Raw genomic sequence first — 19,261 nt, forward strand, 5'->3', positions numbered from 1 at the left:
GCGGCATTCCCCGCGATATCATCTCCGGGGGCGGAGGATCGTCCCGCCGCACGACCAGCGAAAGGCGGCACCGAGATGGCCGACCACGACAGTGCCGATCACGAGAAAGTCGACCGCCGCGCTAATTCCGAGGACGACGACCACCCGGGTCCCGCCGACCACGGTGGCGTCGGCGGCATGGCCACCCGGGAGGTGGCGCCGGAGATCGCACACCCCGACCGCGCCGAGCACCCCGACCGGTGACACTGGTCGCGCGGCTCGACACCGCGCAGCGACGGCATCCGGTACTGGGATTCCCCTTGGCCGTCGCCTACAAGTTCGTCGACGACCAGGGTGGCCTGCTCGCGGCGCTGCTGACGTACTACGCCTTCGTCTCGCTCTTCCCGGCGCTGTTGCTGCTGACCACGATCTCCGGCATCGTTCTGGCCGGCGACCCCGGACTGCAGCAGAAACTGGTCGATTCCACGCTGTCGGAGTTCCCGGTCATCGGACAACAACTCACGCGTCCGGGGCAACTGAGCGGCGGCACCGCCGGTGTGGTGATCGGAATCCTCGGCGCTCTCTACGGTGGACTCGGGGTGGGGCAGGCCGTCCAGAACGCCTGCAACACCGCATGGGCGATACCGCGTAACAGTCGTCCGGACCCCATCCGGTCGCGGGTGAAGAGCTTCGTCCTGTTACTGATCGTCGGGACCGCGCTGCTGTCGGCGACCATCCTCGGCTCGTGGGTGTCGTCGAGCGGTGTCGTCGGCAGCGTGGGCGGCGCGTTCACGATGCTCGGCGCGCTGGTCATCAACATCATCGGTTTCGACGCGGCCTTCCGGCTGTCCACCGCTCGCAAGCTGCGCATCATCGACACCCTGCTCGGTTCGGTGTTGGCGGCTGTCATCTGGCAACTGCTGCAGCGCTTCGGCACCGTGTACGTCGAGCGGGTCATCAAACACGCCTCCGAGATCAACAGCGTGTTCGCGGTGGTGCTCGGGTTGCTCGCCTTCCTCTACCTCGGATTCGTGGCTTTCGTGATCTGCTTGGAGATCAACGTGGTCCGTGTCGATCACCTCTATCCGCGGGCCCTGCTGACCCCGTTCACCGACAACGTCCGGCTCACCGCTGGTGACGAGCGTGTGTACACCACCCAGGCGCAGGCACAGCGCGCCAAGGGCTTCGAGGAGGTCACCGTCGAATTCGACGCACCCGCAGCCGTTGACGAGAAGCGCTCACCGACCGAAAACGCCGACGGTTGACACCGGTCACGCCGGCGTAGGGACGTCCGCGGGGGCAACGGTCTCGTCGTCGTCGGTGAACGGAACACCCTGGCGCGGCGCGTTGTACAGCGACAAATCCAGGATGCGTTCGCGTCGGGCCACGATCGTCGGCACCAACGCCTGACCCGTCACATTGACGGCGGTACGGCCCATGTCGATGATCGGCTCGACGGCCAGCAACAGTCCCACCCCGGACAGAGGCAATCCGAGGGTGGACAGGGTCAATGTCAGCATGACGGTCGCACCGGTGGTCCCCGCCGTCGCGGCCGAGCCGATCACCGAAACTACGATAATCAACAGGTAATCGGTGAAACCCAGTGGAATCCCGTAGAACTGCGAGACGAAGATGGCCGCCACGGCCGGGTACACGGCCGCGCAGCCGTCCATCTTGGTGGTCGCGCCGAGTGGCACGGCAAACGAGGCGTATTCGCGCGGGACGCCGAGGTTGCGTTCGGTCACCCTCTCGGTCAGCGGCAGCGCCCCGATCGATGAACGCGACACAAAGCCCAACTGGGTGGCGGGCCAGACACCCGAATAGAACTGCCGTACACCGAGACCGTGGACGCGGACAATCGTCGGGTAGATGACGAGGAACACCACCGCCAGACCGATGTACACCGATCCGGTGAACACCCCCAGGGCGCCGATGGCGGTCCAGCCGTAGGCGGCGACGGCATGGGCGATCAGTGCGGAGGTACCGATGGGTGCGATACGGATGATCCACCAGAGGACCTTCTGCACGATGGCCAGCAGTGATGCGTTGAAACGTAGGAACGGCTCCGCTTTCGCGCCGACCTTGAGCGCGGCGATGCCGATGGCCGCCGAGATGACGAGCAGCTGCAACACGTTGAACGTCAGGCTGGTCTCGGCGGAACCGCCGTCGATGTCGGTGTTGGCGTGCAGGGCGAAGAAGTTGTCCGGGACCAACCCGGTGATGAATGCCCACCAGTCACCCTGATGACTCGGATCCTTCGCGGCGCCGGCCGCGACTGTGGTGTGGCGCCCGGGCTGGGCGATCAAGCCGACCACGATCCCGATGATCACCGCGATCAGGGCGGTGATGGCAAACCACAGCAGGGTCTGCAGGGCGAGGCGGGCCGCGTTGGCGACCTGACGCAGGTTCGCGATCGAACTCACGATCGCAGTGAACACCAGCGGGATCACCGCCACGGTGAGAAGTTTGACGTAACTCGATCCGATGGTGTCGGTGGTCGCCACCAGCCAGTTGGGGTCACCACCCCGTCCATCGGGTAATGCTCGCGCGATCAACCCGACGATAACTCCGACCACCAATCCGGCGGCGATCTGTAGCCCGAAGGAACCAGCTCGGCTTCGGACCCGCGCCATCTCACCCGTATTGGTCACAATTGTTCACCCTAGACTCGAGGACGTGTGAGAGAAGCTTGCGCCCAACCAGATTCGATCTACGGCCGACACCGTCATCGACGCAGGGTACGGCGGGCCAGGGCATTGCCGATGAATTGACCCACCTGCACGATGACCACGAGCATCGCGATCACCACCACGGTGAGCTTCCAATTGAACTGCTGGTACCCGTACTGCTGGGCGAAGTCGCCGAGCCCACCGCCACCGACGTAACCCGCCATCGCCGACATGTCCACAACGGCGACGAAGATGAAGGTGTACCCGAGTATCAGCGGTGCCAACCCCTCTGGGATGACGACGGTGATCAGAGTCCGCAATCGCCCCGCCCCCATCGCGCGCGCAGCCTCGACGACGCCGGGATCGACCGCCACCAAGTTCTGTTCCACCACACGGCCGATCACGAAGAGCGCCATGACCGTCATCGGGAAAATTGCTGCCTGGGTGCCGATGCGGGTGCCCACCACCTCGCGGGTCGCGGGAGCCATCGCCGTGATGAAGATGATGAACGGGATGGGCCGCACGATGTTCACCAACACGTTCAGCACCGTGTAGATGACGGGGTTGGCCAACAGGTTGGCCGGGCGGGTGGCATACAGAAGTGCACCAAGTGCCAATCCGAGGAACCCGCCGATGACCAGGGTCACGCCGACCATCTGGAAGGTCTGCAGCACGGCGTCCCACAACAGCGGTCGTAGTTCGGGCGTGATGATGTCGCCGATGGACACGGGTCACACACCTGCCTCGTCGTGCTCGATCACCTCGGTGATGGTCCGGAGTCCCGACACCGCCTCAGCGATCCGATCGTCATCGCCCCTCATCGCGAAGGTGATGGCTCCGAACGGTCGCCGCGCGAGCTCGACGATGCCGCCGTAAACGATGGCCACGTCGACCCCGGCGCGGGTGAAGTGTTCGAGGGCGTCGTCGCCACCCGTCACAGCCTGGCCGGCCGGATTCTCGCCGTTACCGGTATCCCTGATCGCCACGGTGACGAACTTCCCGGGGTGACGCGTACGCAACCGGGCCAGGGTCTCGTCTGACGGGATGTCGCCGACCGCTCCGCGGACCAGTCTTCGCGTGATCGGCGATGTCGGGCGCGCGAACACGTCGTACACGTCACCGTGTTCGATGAGGCGTCCGTGATCGAGAACGGCGACATGGTCGCAGATGTCGCGGATGACATCCATCTCGTGGGTGATCACCACGATCGTCGTTCCCAACTCGCGGTTGACTCGTCGCAACAAGGTCAGGATTTCCGAGGTGGTGTCCGGATCCAACGCACTGGTGGCCTCGTCGGCGAGCAGGATCTTCGGTGATGTCGCCAGGGCTCGAGCGATACCGACACGTTGCTTCTGTCCTCCGGACAGGCGACGAGGATAATGCTTCGCCTTGTCGCCGATCCCGACGAAGTCCAGTAGTTCCTTCACCCGCGCAGCCCGTTGTCGCTTCGGCACGCCTGCAACGCGCAGAGGGAACTCGACGTTGCCGGCAACGGTGCGTGACGAGAAGAGGCTGAACTGTTGGAACACCATCCCGATGTCACCCCGGATCCGACGCAGCTGTCGCTCGCCGACGTTGCTGATGTCGGTGCCATCGACGATGACATGACCGTCGTCGGGTCGTTCCAGTCCATTGATCAACCGAACCAGGGTGCTCTTACCTGCTCCGGAGTAGCCGATGATCCCGGTGATCCTGCCCGCTGCGATCTCGAGATCCACGCCATCGACCGCAGCGGTGGGTGCGAACGGCCCGGCTCGTAACCTGCGCCGTCCGCCGAACCGCCTGGTGGCGTTGCGGAACGAGATCGCGGCGGCGGAGCTGCCGCGATCAGCCACCGTGCGCGGCGACCTGCTTCTGCAGATCGGTGGTCAGCTGCTGGAGCTCCGCGGGATCATTGTTCTTCAGGATCCCGTTGCTGCCCAATGACTTTTTCACGGCGGTTTCGACCTCAGGATCGTGGTAGATCGACACGAGTTTGCGGTAGGTGGAGTTGTCCTTGTCCGCTGCTCGGGCGACGAACACGTTGATGTAAGGCTTCGCTGCGTCACTGTTGGGATCGTCTTTGGCGATGATCTTGTCGTCGCCGAGTTTGGCGGCGGTCGCGTAGTTGTTGTTGACGATGGCGCCGTCAGCCGAGTCGAGACTCTGTGCGGTCTGAGCGGCGTCGACCGCTGTCACCGACACCTTGGAAGCCCCCTTGTCGATGTCGGCGATCGTCGCGAAGGCATTGCCGCCGCCACGGAGGGTGATGAGCCCGGCCTGCCTCAACACGAGCAACCCACGTGCCTGGTTGGTGGGGTCATTGGGTATGACCACCTTGCCCCCGCGGGGGATCTGGTCGACGGCCGAATGCTTGGTCGAGTACAGAGGTAGGGGGTACACCGCGGTGGCGCCGATCGGGACCAACGACTGCTTGTTCTTTTGGTTGTAGGTGGCGAGATAGAGCAGATGCTGGAACTCGTTGAGCTGTAGTTCGCCCTCGGCGAGTGCAGGGTTGGGCTGGTTGTAATCGGTGAAATTGACCAGGTCGACTGTGATGCCCGCGCTGGCGGCCTTCTTGGTGAAGACCTGCCAGTACGATTCGCTGGCATCGGCCACACCGATCTTGACGGTCTTCGAGTCTGCGCCGGAGTCGCTGCCGCACGCGGCGACACTGCTCACCACGGCCAGCGCCGCCATCGCACCGACAGCCAACCTCTTCCAACCCATTGCGACACCCCTTCGCCCGCCCGGGATCACCGGACTTCTGATTGCCGACGATGTACGGCAGAACGGAAGACTAGACGGCAGAATCGGCGTGACGGTGCCGCTGTCCGGTTCAGACGCGTGAGCACCCGCTCGACGTGCGGGTATGGCGAGGGAAAGACTTGTGATCACCTTGGGCGCAAGCCCACCGGGTCCACACCGGGCAGCCCCCGCGCTATGCTGGCAGCGCAGTCGGTCCGTCCGCCATGGTGGTGAGGAGCCCCGAACACCGTGACGGACGCCGAAGCACCTCGGGTCACCCCGAGGTGCGAGAGGGAACCCGGTGGGAATCCGGGACTGTCCCGCAGCGGTGAGTGGGAACGACCGCCGTCACATGCACTGGGCAACACGCCTGGGAAGCGACGGCCAGTAGGTCTGATGCAGGTCATCGGGGTGCCCGCGAGTCCGAAGACCTGCCGTCTGTGTCGTGCACGCCGTGCTCGTCGATCCACCGCCTCGGGGAATGGGCGTGTAGATCTTCTCGCCCGCGCGGTCAACCGTCGGGCCGACGAGATGTACCCGTTTGCCGGTGGTGGATCACCTGCGAACCCGTGGAGAAACACTCGTGACCAACACATTCACCGCGACGGTTCTCGGCTCTCCGAGGATCGGTCCGAATCGCGAACTCAAGAAGGCCGTCGAGGGCTACTGGGCCGGCCGGGTCGACGCCGACTCGTTGGCCGACACCGCCAGACGATTGCGCGAGGACACCTGGACCGGACAGTCGGCGGCCGGACTGGACTCGATCCCGGTCAACACCTTCTCGTATTACGACCAGATGCTCGACACCGCTGTGCTGCTGGGCGCTCTGCCCGAGCGGGTGACCGACATCGAGGACTCCCTGGACCGCTACTTCGCCGCCGCGCGCGGCAGTGAGACCGTGGCACCGCTGGAGATGACCAAGTGGTTCGACACGAACTACCACTATCTGGTCCCCGAGATCACCCCGCAGACCAGCTTCTCCCTCGACGCGACCAAACCCCTCACCGAGGTTGCGGAGGCGTTGGCCCTCGGGGTCCCGGCGCGGCCGGTGGTCATCGGGCCGATCACCTTCCTGGTGCTCTCCAAGTCCGTCGAACCGGGCGCGCGCCTTCTCGATCGTGTCGACGAACTCGTCCCGCTGTACGCAGAGCTGCTGCGTCTGCTCCGTGCGGCAGGAGCCGAGTGGGTGCAGCTCGACGAACCCGCGCTGGTCGCCGATCGCACGCCCGACGAGATCGCCATCGCGGCAAGGGTCTACCAGCAGCTCGCAGGTGAGAGTGACCGCCCGTCGATCCTCGTCGCGTCGTACTTCGGCAGCCTCGGCGACGCACTGCCCGCGCTGGCGGGCACCGACGTCGAGGGCATCGCCGTCGATCTGGTCGCCGGATCCGACACCCTGGCAACGGTGTCGGCACTGCGCGACAAGGTGGTCGTCGCGGGAGTGGTGGACGGGCGCAACATCTGGCGCACCGACCTCGACGGGGCGCTGGCCACCCTGGGCACGCTGCTCGGAACAGCGGGGTCGGTCGCCGTGTCGACATCATGCTCTCTGCTGCACGTGCCCTACACCCTCGACGCCGAGACGGGCATCGACGCCGTGCTGCGTTCCTGGCTGGCGTTCGGCAGCGAGAAGGTGCAGGAGATACGAACACTGGCCACCGCCTTGACCGACGGTAGGGACAGCGTCGCGGGCGAGTTCACCGCCGCCCGCGCCGCCCGGGACACCCGCGCGGGAGACCCCCGGCTGCACGACGGAACCGTGCGAGCGCGGCTGGACCAGGTGCGCCGAGCCGGTGTCCACCGGGCAACTCCAGAGGATCGCCGGGTGGCACAGCGCGACCTGGATCTGCCGGTGTTACCCACCACCACCATCGGTTCGTACCCGCAGACCTCGCGTATCCGGGTGGCCCGCGCCGCGCTGCGCCGCGGTGAGATCGATGCCGCCGAGTACGACCGTCGGATGCGTGACGAGATCTCGGAAGTAGTTGCGTTGCAAGAAAAACTGGACATCGATGTGCTGGTGCACGGTGAGCCTGAGCGCAACGACATGGTGCAGTACTTCGCCGAGCAGCTCGACGGATTCGTCGCCACCGACAACGGCTGGGTGCAGTCCTACGGCAGCCGGTGCGTGCGCCCGCCCATCCTCTTCGGCGATGTTCAGCGCACCCGACCCATGACGGTCGACTGGATCACCTACGCCCAGTCGCTGACCCGGCGGCCGGTCAAGGGCATGCTCACCGGCCCGGTGACCATCCTGGCGTGGTCCTTCGTCCGCGACGACCAGCCGTTGGTCGACTCGGCCGACCAGGTGGCTCTGGCCATCCGCGACGAGACGGTGGACCTGCAGGGGGCCGGGATCCGGATCATCCAGGTCGACGAGCCCGCGTTGCGTGAGCTGCTGCCGCTGCGCGCGGCCGAACAGCCCGCATATCTCGACTGGGCGGTCGGGGCGTTTCGCCTGGCCACCTCGGGTGTCGCCGACTCCACGCAGATCCACACACATCTCTGCTACTCGGAATTCGGCGAGGTGATCGGCGCCATCGCCGGTCTGGACGCCGACGTCACCTCGATCGAGGCGGCCCGCTCGCATATGGAGGTCCTCGACGACCTGAACTCGATCGGTTTCGATCTCGGCGTGGGACCGGGTGTCTACGACATCCACTCCCCGCGCGTGCCCAGCGTCGACGAGATCGCGACCTCGCTGCGGGAGGCGCTCGACGCGGTGCCGGTGCAGCGTCTCTGGGTGAACCCGGACTGCGGGCTCAAGACCCGGGGGACCGCCGAGGTGGAGCAATCGCTGAACAACCTGGTGGCCGCGGCGAAGCGGGTGCGCGCCGAACTGTAGTCCGCGCACTGTGGGAGCGCTGCCGTGATTCGCACCAGTTTCGCCGATATACATCCGCTGTGGGCGTGGCGAACGGTGGAAACTGGTGCGAATCACGCCACCCCGCGCCACTCGGCGGCTCCATTCCCCTGCAGTCACCATGGGTCAAACCCTTCTCCGGACGGATTGTCCGTGTCTGAATGGACGGCGTGTGTGCTGACCGGGAGACCTCCGCTGTGACCCGCCCCGTTACGCCGTCCACCCGACCATCGCTGCGAGCCACGGTGGTCTCGGTGAGCGTCCTGTGCGTCGCGCTGGTGGCGTCGGCGTGTGGGGGTGGCGGCGCCGGAGGTGGTGACAACAGCGGTCCACCGCAGACCGGTGGTACGTTGCGCTACGGACTGTCGCAGGCGCCCACCTGCGCCGATCCGGCGCAGGCCGGGACCAACCAGACCATCTACCTCACGCGGCAGGTGGTCGATTCGCTGACGGACCAGGACCCCAAGACCGGTGCGATCGTGCCGTGGCTGGCGCAGCGGTGGGAGGTCAGCCCCGACGCCACGCAGTTCACTTTCCACCTGCGGCCAGGGGTCACGTTCAGCGACGGAACGCCGGTCGACGCCGCCGCGGTGCGCTCGACCTTCGATGCGATCACCAAGACCCTGGGTCTGGTCAAGGCGCCGCTCGGCGCGAGCTATCTGTCCGGTTACACCGGCACCACCGTCGTCGATCCGCTGACCGCACGGGTCAGCTTCTCCGGCCCCAACGCCCAGTTCCTCCAGGCCTCCTCGACCCCCCAGTTGGGGATCCTGGCCGCCAAAACCAACGCCGAGACGGTCGAACAACGCTGCCAGGGCCCGGTCATCGGATCCGGCCCGTTCGTCTACACCGACTATCAGCAGGATCGCTCGGCGAAACTGAAGAAGCGCACTGGTTACACATGGAGTTCACCGGCGTTCGCGCACAGCGGCGAGGCCTACCTCGACGGCATCGACTTCACCGTGGTCCCGGAGTCGGGGGTACGGACAGGGAGCATCGCCTCCGATCAACTCGATACGATCAGCGACGCGCTGCCCCAGGACGCGGCCCAGATCACCGGTGCGGGTGGGTCGGTGCTCACCACGCCCAACCCCGGGGTTCCGTTCGGCCTCCAGTTGAATGTGACCCGCGGACCCCTGGTCGATCCCGCCGTTCGTAAGGCTCTGGTCCCGGCAATCAATCGCCAGGAACTCGTCGACACGGTGCTGGGTCCGGACTTCAAACCGGCTACCGGCGTGCTGGCGAGCAAGACCCCTGGATACACCAAGCTGTCCGGGGTGCGCTTCGACGCGAGCGCGGCCGCGGCGCAGTTGCAGGCCGCCGGATGGGTGCCGGGCGCCGACGGTATCCGGGTCAAGAACGGCGCCCGGCTGAAATTCGCGGTCCTGTACAGCGCGGTGTTCGCGGGCAATCAGGCCGTCCTCGAGCTGGTCCAGCAACAGCTGAAGAAGGTGGGGGTCGACCTGGCCCTGGACCTGACCTCGAATGCGGAGTTCACCGCGCGGCAGAACAGTGGGGACTACGACTCGATCTACGGGAACGTGACTCGCGCCGATGGTGACATCCTGCGCTCGCTGTTCTCGGTCACCCAGCGGAACCTGAGCCATTCGGCCGCGATTCCGGCGCTGGAGCAGGCTTTCGCGGGTGAGCTGGCCACCGTCGACACCACCAAGCGCAACGCACTGCTGGCCACCGCACAGCAACAGCTCCTGGACAACGGCTTCTACGTCCCGACCATCGAGTTGTCACAGGCGATCGGCGCCGGCCCCAAGGCCCATGGTGTTCGCTTCGATGCCTCGGCCCGGCTGCAGTTCCACGACACCTGGTTGAGCAAGAACTGAGTCATGGCGCGGTATCTGCTGATCCGGGTGTTCCAGGGTGTCGTCGTGCTCTGGGCTGCGTTCACCATCTCCTACGTGGTGCTGTACCTGCTGCCGTCGGACCCGGTCAGCCTGGCCGCGGAGGGTGGCGGTATGGGCACGCCGGTCGATCAGGGGGCGATCGCCGAGATGCGTGCCCGGTATGGGTTGGACACCTCGATCTGGCACCAGTACTGGACTGCGTTGACCCATGCCGTGGTCGGTGATTTCGGTCGGTCCATCTCCACCGGTCAGACGGTGGTCGGCGCAATCGGTGCCGCTGTGCCCAGCACGCTGGCGCTGGCCGGCACCGCCCTCGTCCTCGCCGTCGTCGGTGGATCGACCCTGGCGTTCACCGCCGTCTACACCCGGCTGCGGTGGTTGCGCACTCTGCTGTTGTCGTTACCCCCGCTGGGTGTCGCCGTCCCCACGTTCTGGATGGGACTCGTCCTGCTGCAGTTCTTCTCCTTCGGCCTGCCGGTGTTCCCCGCCTTCGGTGATCGCACCGCCGCCGCCCTCGTGTTGCCCGCCATCACTCTGTCGATCCCGACCGGAGCGGTGATCGCGCAGGTGCTGGCGACCTCGCTGACCAGCACCTGGCGCGAACCGTTCGTCGACGTGGCCACGGCCAAGGGCGCGTCGCGGTGGTACATCCAGACCCGCCACGTGATCCGGTTGGCGGTGGTACCCGCACTGACCATCGCTGGTGTGTTGGTCGGCGAGCTCCTGGCGGGTTCGGTGGTGGTGGAGACGGTGTTCGCCAGGGCCGGCGTAGGGCGGCTGACCCAGACGTCGGTGCTGGCCCAGGACATCCCGGTGGTGCAGGGGATCGTGGTGTTGACGTCCTTGATCTATGTGCTGGTCACCCTGGCAGTCGATGTCGTGTATCCGCTGATCGACCCGCGGATCGTGGAGGGCACACGCATCGGTCGGCGCAAGCGCCCGGCCGCGTCACCCACCGACGAGGCGGTGGTGGCCGCCCATGTCTGATTCTCTGCTCGTCCATGCGCCGGACGTCCGAATGGCCGACGCCACCGATGCATCCACGTCGTCGCGGTTGCGTCGGGTACTCGGGTACGGCAGGCATCTGACGCTCGGGTTGTCCGTCGTGGTGGTGGTGGTCGCACTGGCCTGGGCGATCGTACCGTCGGTATTTGCCCACGGTGACCCCTTGTCGGGGGTGCCTGCCGATAAACTGCAGGCACCCAGCGCGGCACACTGGTTCGGTACCGACAACATCGGGCGTGACGTGTACACCCGCGTGGTGCACGGCGCCCAGCTGTCGCTCAGCGCAACACTGTTGGCCGTCGGTATCGCCTTCGTGGCGGGTGCGATCCTCGGTCTGCTCGCCGGCTCCGTCGGTGGCGTGATCGACTCGGTGCTCATGCGGTGCGTCGACGTGCTGCTGTCGATTCCGGTGCTACTGCTCTCCCTCGCTCTGGTCACCGCACTGGGTTTCGGCACCATCAACGTCGCGATCGCGGTCGGTGTGACCATGGTCGCCGGCTTTGCACGCGTGATGCGGTCGGAAGTGCTACGCGTGCGCCGCGCACCGTACGTGGAAGCGGCCATCGCAGGTGGATCGCGATGGTACGTGGTGCTGTTCCGTCACATCTTGCGTAATTCCTACGGCCCGGTGGTGGCCTTGGCCGCCGTGCAGTTCGGCATGGCGGTTCTCGCGGTGTCCGCGTTGAGCTTTCTCGGTTTCGGGGCGAAGCCACCGACACCGGAGTGGGGATCCCTGGTGTCCGACGGCCGCAACTTCCTGGCCACGGCGTGGTGGTTGACCACGTTGCCGGGCCTCGTCATCGTCGCGGTGGTGGTGAGCGCTCATCGGGTGGGCCACGCACTGGAGGGACGGCGGCGATGACCGACCTGCTGACGATCGACGATCTGCATGTTCGTTATGGCGATCGGGAGGTCGTACACGGGGTGAGTCTGAGCGTGCGGTCCGGTGAGGTGTTGGCCCTGGTCGGCGAATCCGGTTCCGGGAAGACGACCATCGCCCAGTCGGTGGTGGGGTTGTTGCCGTCGGGTGGGCAAATCACCGGCGGTGCGGTCCGGTTGGACGACGAGCGCCTTGACCGTGCACCGGAGCGGTTGCTGCAGAAGATCCGGGGTGCGCGCGTCGGCGTGGTACCGCAGGACCCGACGTCGTCGCTGAATCCGGTACGGCGAATCGGTGATCAGATCGCCGAGATCCTGCGCCTACACGGACGTGCCGACCGGCGGACCGCGGCGTCGCGGGCCGTACAGATCCTGCGCGAGGTGGGAGTCGACCGGCCCGAGGTGCGCGCGCGTCAACGACCTCAGGAACTCTCGGGTGGGCAACGGCAGCGGGTGCTCATCGGCATCGCGCTGGCGTGTTCACCCGAACTGGTGATCGCGGACGAACCGACCAGCGCATTGGACGTCACGGTGCAGCGACGGATCCTCGATCTGTTGGAGACGCGGGTCCGGGAGGCCGGGGCAGCGGTGCTGTTCATCACCCACGACCTCGCGGTCGCCGCCGAACGCGCCGACCGCATCGCGGTGATGCAGCATGGGGTGGTGGTGGAGACCGGTCCCACCCGACAGGTGCTGGACGAACCGCAGCACGACTACACGCGCCGGTTGCTCGCTGCCGCGCCGAGTCTGAATCGTCCGGTCACCCGTGTCGCACGCCCGACGCCCGATGGCCCGACATTGTTGACGCTGCGTGACGTCGGCAAGAACTTCCGCTTGGGCGGTGATGCGCAGAACACGGCCGTCGATCGCGTTTCCCTGGACGTCGCCGCGGGACAGACGGTGTCGCTCGTCGGTGAGAGTGGGTCCGGCAAGTCGACCACCGCCCGGATCGCGGTGCGCTTGGAGACCCCGACGGCGGGAACGGTGACACTCGACGGCAGCGACATCGGTCGGTTGCGGGGCGCATCGCTGCGCGACTTCCGCCGCCGGGTGCAGTTCGTGCACCAGAACCCCTACCTGTCGCTGAACCCTTCGCTGCGCATAGCCGACATCGTCGAAGAACCGTTGCGTGCGCACAGGATCGGTGACCGGTCGAGCAGGCGTGCGCGGGTCGGTGAACTGCTGGAACAGGTCTCGCTGCCCGCCGACACCGCGAACAGGCGACCGGCGGAACTGTCCGGTGGACAACGGCAACGGGTGGCCATCGCTCGCGCCCTGGCGGTGGAACCGGACCTGGTGGTCCTCGACGAACCGGTGTCGGCGCTGGACGTCTCCGTGCAGGCGACCATCCTGGATCTGCTCGACCGGCTGCAACGCGACCTTGGTCTGGCCTACCTCTTCATCTCGCACGACCTCGCGGTGGTCCGCCAGATCAGCGACGTCGTCGCGGTCATGTCGGCCGGGCGCATCGTCGAGATCGGCGCCACCACTGACGTATTCGACAACCCGCAACACACCTACACCCGCGAGCTGCTGGCGGCCATCCCCACCGGTACGTTCGCCGGTGATCATCGATGACCGGCGACCAGGGCGGAGACGCGACGTGACCGCGGTACGCGAACGCACGCTGGCCACGATCACCGGCGCCGGGGGGCGGCCGGGTACCTACGATCTGGCCATCGACCCCACTCGATCCACCCTTGACACGGCGCTCACGGTGGCGCGGCGAGCCGAGGCGGCACGCATAGACGCGTTGTTCACCGCGGACCTGTTGACCTTCGGTGCGCAAGGAGAGATCGGTTCGCAGGAGCCGATGATCTTCGTCGCGGCGCTGAGCCAGATGACCGAACACGTGGGACTCGTGGCCACGGTCTCCACCACATTTCACCACCCGTTCAACCTGGCTCGCCTGTTCGGCACCCTCGACCACGTGAGCAACGGACGGGCGGCCTGGAACCTGGTGACGTCGGCGATCGGCGAGCAGAACTTCGGCCCCGGTGAGCTGCCCAGCCCCGAGGAAAGGTACGCGCGGGCCGCCGAGAGCCTGGAGGTGGTGAACGCGCTGTGGGACAGCTGGAAACCCGGTGCGCTGACCCGCGGGCCGGATGGTCGTGCCGTCCTCGACCCGAGTCGCGTACAGCCGATCGATCATCACGGCGAACACTTCACCGTCGCCGGGCCCCTGAACATCCCACCGCTGCCGCAGGGTCGCCCGGTGCAGATCCAGGCGGGACAGTCCGAAGCGGGGGTCGCCCTCGGTGCACGCTATGCCGAAGTGGTGTTCACGTCGCTGCCCACCCTCGAAATGGCCCACGACTACACCCGCCGGATACGCACGCAGGCCACCGCACTCGGCAGGCCGGCAGGTCTCCCGCTGATCTTCAGCTCCTTCCACGCCACCTTCGGAGCGACGGAGGAAGATGCGCAGCGGGCCGTGCGCGACAAACGCGAGGCGATCGACTTCGAGCGGGGTCGTGGCCTCGTCGCCGACATGCTCGGTGGGGGTGTCGACCTCTCCGAGGCCGCGCTCGACGCACCACTACCCGAGAGCCTGCTGCCCGACGTGACCACCATCAACCGACGTCGTGGACGAGTTGAGGTGTTCAGCGAGTACGTCCGCAAGGGGGCCACGCTGCGAGACCTCGTCATCGCCGCGCAGGACACCGGGCACTGGACGGTGTCGGGCACACCCGAACAACTCGCCGATGCGATCGAGGAGCGATTCCGAGCCGGTGTGCTCGATGTGTTGTCTCTCAACGGGATCGCCGACGATCGCCAACACGAGTACATCGCCGACGGACTGCTGCCGATCCTGCGGGCCCGCGGCATCGTCAAACCCGACTACGTCGGAGCAACCCTGCGCGAGAACCTGGGCCTGACCGTTCCCGCACCCGTGTAGACGAGCAGCTGACCGAGTTTCACCACCGTTCGGCGAACAGGCCGAACCGATCCGAAGGACACCATGACCCACACCGAGACCCACAGCCATGACGCGGACGTCACCGATGTCTTCACCGACGAATGGGAGCAGTGGCATCGCGACCACGAGACCCGTCGGGCGGAGCCGCACGGATTCCTCGCGGTCACCCATCTGCACTGGCTGACCGATGCGCCGCAGCGGTATACGGGTATCCCCGGCGTGTGGTCCACAGGGCCCGATGGCCCCGTGGCGGTGTTGGACGACGGTGACACATTGGACATCGACGGATCGACGGTGACCGGCGAACACCGTTTCGGCCCGATCCCTGAGCGTGGGGGTGTGGTCGCGGGCTGGGGTGACACCGCCATTGAAGTCGCAAGACGCGGCGGACACGACATCGTGCGTCCCCGGCATCCGAACCACCCCCTGCGTGCCGAGTACACCGGTACACCGGCGTACTCACCGGATCCCCGCTGGCGGGTCACCGGCCGATATGTGCGGTTCGATGCGCCGCGACCCACCACTGTGGGTGCGGCGGTGGACGGACTGCAACACGTCTACGACGCACCGGGGCGGATCGACGTGGAACTCGACGGGCAGCCGACGAGTCTGACGGCGTTCCCCGGCCATGCCGCCGGCAGCCTGTTGGTGTTGTTCACCGACGCGACCTCCGGTGTCACCACCTACGCCGCCAACCGGTCCGTCGCGGTGGACGCGCCCGGCGCCGACGGCAGCGTGGTCGTCGACTTCAACCGCGCAACCAACCTGCCCTGCGCGTACACGGCGCTGGCCACCTGCCCGCTACCGCCCGCGGAGAACAGACTGTCGGTCGCCGTCGAGGCGGGGGAGAAGACGCCGCTCCGGCAGTACGTTCCCGACGTCCGCTGACGGTGTCGTCGATGAACACACCCGCGATCAGTTCACTGGCCTTCCTCACCCCGGGCAACTTCGCCGACGACGACCCGTACCCGGGTCTCGAGGACACGCTGCAACTGTTCGAATATGGCGAACGTCTCGGTTACGACGGTGCCTGGATCCGCCAACGCCACCTCGAACACGGTGTCGGTTCGGCCGCGGTGTTCCTGGCCGCGGCCGGACAACGCACCCGCACCATCGAACTGGGCACGGCGGTCATCCCCATCGGATACGAGAGCCCGTTCCGATTGGCCGAGGACCTGTCGTTGGCCGACGTGCTGTCCCGCGGTCGCCTGCAACCGGGATTCAGCACCGGTATGCCACACGCCGACCTGCTCGGTGATCTGGTCTACGACGGCGACTGGCGCCAGTTCGACCTGTCCTACGGACGGGTCGCCCGCGTCGTCGAGAACCTTCGCGGGGCCTATCTCGGTGAGCCGGACACCGTCATCGCCTCACCGGGCAACACCCAGCGGCCACGGCTCCAGCCGCATGATCCCGATCTGGTCGACCGCGTGTGGTTCGGCGCCGCGAGCCTGCGTTCCGCGCGGTGGGCAGCACAGACCGGCCTGAACTTGTTGACAGGCAACATCATCGCCGCAGGCGAGACCTCCGACGACTTCACCACGGCGCAGGCCGAGGCGATCGCCGAATACCGCCGACTGTTGCCTCCAGGGAGGCCGGGTCGTGTCGCGGTCGGTCGGGTGATCGTGCCTCTCGACGGTGCGGATGCCACCACCCGAGATCGTTACCGCGCCTACGCGGCGAGCCGACACGAACGCACCCTCGCACCCCAGGGCGAGCGGCGGGCGCTGTTCGCCCCCGACCTGGTCGGGACGTCCGAGGAGATCCTGGAGCGGTTGCATGCCGACCCGGTCATCTCCGCGGTGTCCGAACTGCGTCTGGAACTGCCCTACGAATTCCACCGCTCCGACTACGAACAGATCCTCGACGACGTTCGCCACCGGATCGCCCCGGAACTCGGCTGGCGAGCCGGTCCCGTTGACCGGTCGGCGGAGGGAAATCCGGTGGCTGCCGTATCGGGGTATCCGCCAGACTGAGCCGATGACCACCACCGAACGGCTGCCGCGGGTGCTGCGGCCGTTCGGTCACCGGCAGTACCGACTACTGGCCGCGGGTCTCGCGCTGTCCATGTTCGGTGACGGCATCTGGACCGTCGGTGTGGTCTGGCAGATCATCTCCATCGGCGGCGGGCCGGTGGAGTTGTCCTTGATCACCGGGGCGTCGGCGGTCGGGATGGTGGCGTCGTCGTTGCTCGGTGGTGTGCTGGCCGACCGCGTCACGCAGCGCAGCATCCTCATCTCGTTGGAGGCGGTCACATTGGTGACCGTGGGTGTCGTCGCGTTGCTGGCGATCACCGGCGACCTCGCCGTCTGGCAGCTGGCCGCGGTCGCTGCGGTCGGTGGGGTGGCCACCGGCATCTACTACCCGACGTACTCGGCCCTGCTGCCCGCGATCGTCCCACCGCGTGATCTGTTGGCGGCCAACGGGGTCGAGGGCGCCTTCCGGCCGGTGATCCTGCAGGCCGCCGGACCTGCGATGGCCGGCGCGATGATCGCGTTGGCCTCGCCGGGGGTGGCCTTGGCGGCGGCTGCCGCGTCTGCCCTGTTGTCGGGGTCCACCTACGTGCTGATGCGTCCGGTGCCACTGCGTCGCGATCTCACCGAGGACTCTCGACATCCGCTGATCGGCACGGCAGTCGACATGGTCGATGGGTTTCGGTTCATGGTGCGGACTCCCTGGCTGCTGGGCACCCTGTTGTTCGCGAGCATTCTGGTCTTGACCACGATGGGTCCACTGGAGGTCTTGGTCCCGTTCGCACTGAAGGATCGCGCGGGTGGCGACGCGTCATCGCACTCGTTGGTGCTGGCGTGTTTCGGAGCCGGCGGGGCGATCGGCTCGGTGTTGTGCGCGTCCTTTCCGTTCCCACGCCGGTACCTGACCGCCATGTTCGCGATCTTCGGCATCAGCAGTCTGCCGATGCTGGTGTTCGCCCACGCGACCTCGGTGTGGGTGTTCGCGGTGGCGGGGTTCGTGACCGGGGCCGCCTTCGACGGCCCGATGGTGTGGTGGGGAACGATGCTGCAACGACGGGTCCCGCCGGAGATGTTGGGCCGTGCCGCCGGGCTCGACTTCTTCGTGTCCATCGGTTTCATGCCGGTATCGATGGCACTCGCCGCGCCAGTGGCCGCGACTCTCGGGCTCACCACCACATTTGTTCTGGCCGCGGTGATACCGCTGCCGTTCGCGTTGCTCGCCTACCTGATGGCCGGCATGTGGCGCGACGAGATCGCTCACCCGATCGGCGACTCCGACACGGCGAACGTGCAGTCCGGCGCCGCCATTCGCACCAGTTCTGCGAAGACGCATCCATTGCAGCGGGTGCGCGACTCTGAAACTGGTGCGAATGACACACGGCACCCCGCGCCGGACGGCGCGGTCACTCCAGGTGGCGTGCCGCCGCGGCGATGATCGCCGCGGTCAGTTCGTCGACCAACGGCGAGCTGAGCCGCCAGTACTGCCAGAACAGTTCGATGTCGAGGTGCTCGTCGCCAAGGGTGCGGACCGTGCGCTCTCGCAGGGCGGGGCCGATCTGCGCGAGCGGGACGGTGCCCCACCCCGCGCCAAGTTCGACCGCCCGGTGGTATTCGGTGGAAGCGGGTACGTAGGTGACCGGAGGTCGCAGGTGCGCGTCGGTGCCTATCAGTTTGCGCAGCATGAGGTCCTGCAATGCGTCGTTGCGGTCGAAGGCCACCATCGGGGCCCGCTGGAGAGCCTCCGCGTCCACGCCGCCGGCGAACCAGGTGTCGATGATGTCCGGGGTGGCCACCGGGAGGTAACGCATGATGCCGAGCCGGGTGACCGCGCAGCCCTGGATGGGGTTGGCGTCGGAGGTGACGGCACCCAACACCGTCCCCGCACGGAGCAGTTCGGCACTGCGGGTCTCGTCGTCGCGGAACACCTCGATGGCCACCGGTAGTCGGCGCTGGACGTCGGCGATCACCGGCAACAGCCAGATGGCCAACGAGTCGGCGTTGGTGGCGATCGGAAGGTGCAGCCTACGCTGATCGCGGGGGTCGTCGGCGTCGTCGTCGACGGCGGTCAACCGCGCCGTTGCCTCGTGACTGAGCAGCTCCCACTGCTTGGCCAGCGCGAGCACGATCTCACCGTCGGGGGTGGTTCGTGCCGGTTTCGACCGCTGGACGAGTACCCGGCCCACCGAGGTCTCGAGCGTCTTGATCCGCTGACTCACCGCCGACGGGGTGATGTGCAGCGCGGTTGCGGCCGCGTCGAAGGTCCCCTCTCGCACCACCGCGGCCAGGGTCAGCAGGCCTGCACTGTCGATGTCCATCATGAGAAAGTCTAATGGTCGATCAAAAACATTCGCTGGAGTGATGGGGGATTGCCTCCTAGCGTCCTG

General features: G+C 66.7%; 16 protein-coding genes and 1 riboswitch. Of the genes, 11 read left to right on the forward strand and 5 right to left on the reverse strand.

Annotated features, from left to right (window positions below; all coding sequences use genetic code 11):
* The first annotated feature begins 75 nt into the window (after positions 1-75).
* Positions 76-243 (forward strand): hypothetical protein, encoded by a 168-nt coding sequence (locus tag BW971_RS21765; protein WP_200799484.1) that lies wholly within the window; start codon positions 76-78, stop codon positions 241-243.
* Positions 240-1,244, forward strand: coding sequence for a YihY/virulence factor BrkB family protein (locus BW971_RS19645; RefSeq protein ID WP_327202029.1), 1,005 nt, complete (start codon positions 240-242; stop codon positions 1,242-1,244). The genes BW971_RS21765 and BW971_RS19645 overlap by 4 nt, the downstream gene beginning before the upstream one ends.
* Positions 1,245-1,250: 6 nt before the next feature.
* Here BW971_RS19645 and BW971_RS19650 read toward each other — a convergent pair whose 3' ends face one another.
* From BW971_RS19650 to BW971_RS19665, 4 genes are all read right to left on the reverse strand, one after another.
* The gene (locus tag BW971_RS19650; RefSeq protein WP_076482774.1) at positions 1,251-2,612 is read right to left on the reverse strand and encodes a dicarboxylate/amino acid:cation symporter; all 1,362 of its coding nucleotides are present in this window, start codon (positions 2,610-2,612) and stop codon (positions 1,251-1,253) included.
* A 92-nt stretch (positions 2,613-2,704) separates the two neighbouring features.
* Positions 2,705-3,376, reverse strand: coding sequence for a methionine ABC transporter permease (locus BW971_RS19655; protein WP_234974512.1), 672 nt, complete (start codon positions 3,374-3,376; stop codon positions 2,705-2,707).
* Positions 3,377-3,379: 3 nt separating this feature from the next.
* Entirely contained in the window at positions 3,380-4,483 is a 1,104-nt protein-coding gene (locus BW971_RS19660) for a methionine ABC transporter ATP-binding protein (protein ID WP_407701241.1), read from the reverse strand.
* Positions 4,476-5,357: a MetQ/NlpA family ABC transporter substrate-binding protein gene (locus tag BW971_RS19665; RefSeq protein ID WP_076482775.1), complete on the reverse strand. Its 882-nt coding sequence runs from the start codon at positions 5,355-5,357 to the stop codon at positions 4,476-4,478. The genes BW971_RS19660 and BW971_RS19665 overlap by 8 nt, the downstream gene beginning before the upstream one ends.
* 264 nt (positions 5,358-5,621) lie before the next feature.
* Positions 5,622-5,828, forward strand: a riboswitch (cobalamin riboswitch).
* Positions 5,829-5,958: 130 nt separating this feature from the next.
* On the opposite strand from BW971_RS19665, the gene metE reads away from it, so the two are divergent.
* The 9 genes from metE to BW971_RS19710 all read left to right on the forward strand — a co-directional run bounded on the left by metE (position 5,959) and on the right by BW971_RS19710 (position 18,312).
* Complete coding sequence (metE, locus tag BW971_RS19670; protein ID WP_076482814.1) at positions 5,959-8,220, forward strand: 5-methyltetrahydropteroyltriglutamate--homocysteine S-methyltransferase; 2,262 nt, start codon at positions 5,959-5,961, stop codon at positions 8,218-8,220.
* 179 nt (positions 8,221-8,399) lie between these two features.
* The gene (locus tag BW971_RS19675) at positions 8,400-10,079 is read left to right on the forward strand and encodes an ABC transporter substrate-binding protein (RefSeq protein ID WP_083710452.1); all 1,680 of its coding nucleotides are present in this window, start codon (positions 8,400-8,402) and stop codon (positions 10,077-10,079) included.
* 3 nt (positions 10,080-10,082) lie between these two features.
* Positions 10,083-11,087 (forward strand): ABC transporter permease, encoded by a 1,005-nt coding sequence (locus tag BW971_RS19680; RefSeq protein ID WP_076482776.1) that lies wholly within the window; start codon positions 10,083-10,085, stop codon positions 11,085-11,087.
* Positions 11,080-11,967, forward strand: a complete 888-nt coding sequence (locus BW971_RS19685) for an ABC transporter permease (protein ID WP_076482777.1) — start codon at positions 11,080-11,082, stop codon at positions 11,965-11,967. Before BW971_RS19680 ends, BW971_RS19685 begins: the two co-directional genes overlap by 8 nt.
* A complete protein-coding gene (locus BW971_RS19690) occupies positions 11,964-13,562 on the forward strand; it encodes a dipeptide ABC transporter ATP-binding protein (protein WP_076482778.1) in 1,599 nt (532 codons plus the stop codon). Before BW971_RS19685 ends, BW971_RS19690 begins: the two co-directional genes overlap by 4 nt.
* Positions 13,563-13,587: 25 nt before the next feature.
* Positions 13,588-14,883 (forward strand): NtaA/DmoA family FMN-dependent monooxygenase, encoded by a 1,296-nt coding sequence (locus BW971_RS19695; protein WP_076482779.1) that lies wholly within the window; start codon positions 13,588-13,590, stop codon positions 14,881-14,883.
* 63 nt (positions 14,884-14,946) lie between these two features.
* Complete coding sequence (locus BW971_RS19700) at positions 14,947-15,792, forward strand: DUF1684 domain-containing protein (protein ID WP_076482780.1); 846 nt, start codon at positions 14,947-14,949, stop codon at positions 15,790-15,792.
* 11 nt (positions 15,793-15,803) lie between these two features.
* Positions 15,804-16,880: an LLM class flavin-dependent oxidoreductase gene (locus BW971_RS19705; protein WP_076482816.1), complete on the forward strand. Its 1,077-nt coding sequence runs from the start codon at positions 15,804-15,806 to the stop codon at positions 16,878-16,880.
* A gap of 4 nt (positions 16,881-16,884) precedes the next feature.
* The gene (locus BW971_RS19710) at positions 16,885-18,312 is read left to right on the forward strand and encodes an MFS transporter (protein ID WP_076482781.1); all 1,428 of its coding nucleotides are present in this window, start codon (positions 16,885-16,887) and stop codon (positions 18,310-18,312) included.
* Here the strand turns inward: BW971_RS19710 and BW971_RS19715 are convergent.
* The gene (locus BW971_RS19715; RefSeq protein WP_076482817.1) at positions 18,281-19,192 is read right to left on the reverse strand and encodes a LysR family transcriptional regulator ArgP; all 912 of its coding nucleotides are present in this window, start codon (positions 19,190-19,192) and stop codon (positions 18,281-18,283) included. The genes BW971_RS19710 and BW971_RS19715 overlap by 32 nt on opposite strands.
* Between the last annotated feature and the right edge of the window lie 69 nt (positions 19,193-19,261).

The organism is Williamsia sterculiae (assembly GCF_900156495.1).
In the GTDB taxonomy this organism is placed as follows: domain Bacteria; phylum Actinomycetota; class Actinomycetes; order Mycobacteriales; family Mycobacteriaceae; genus Williamsia_B; species Williamsia_B sterculiae.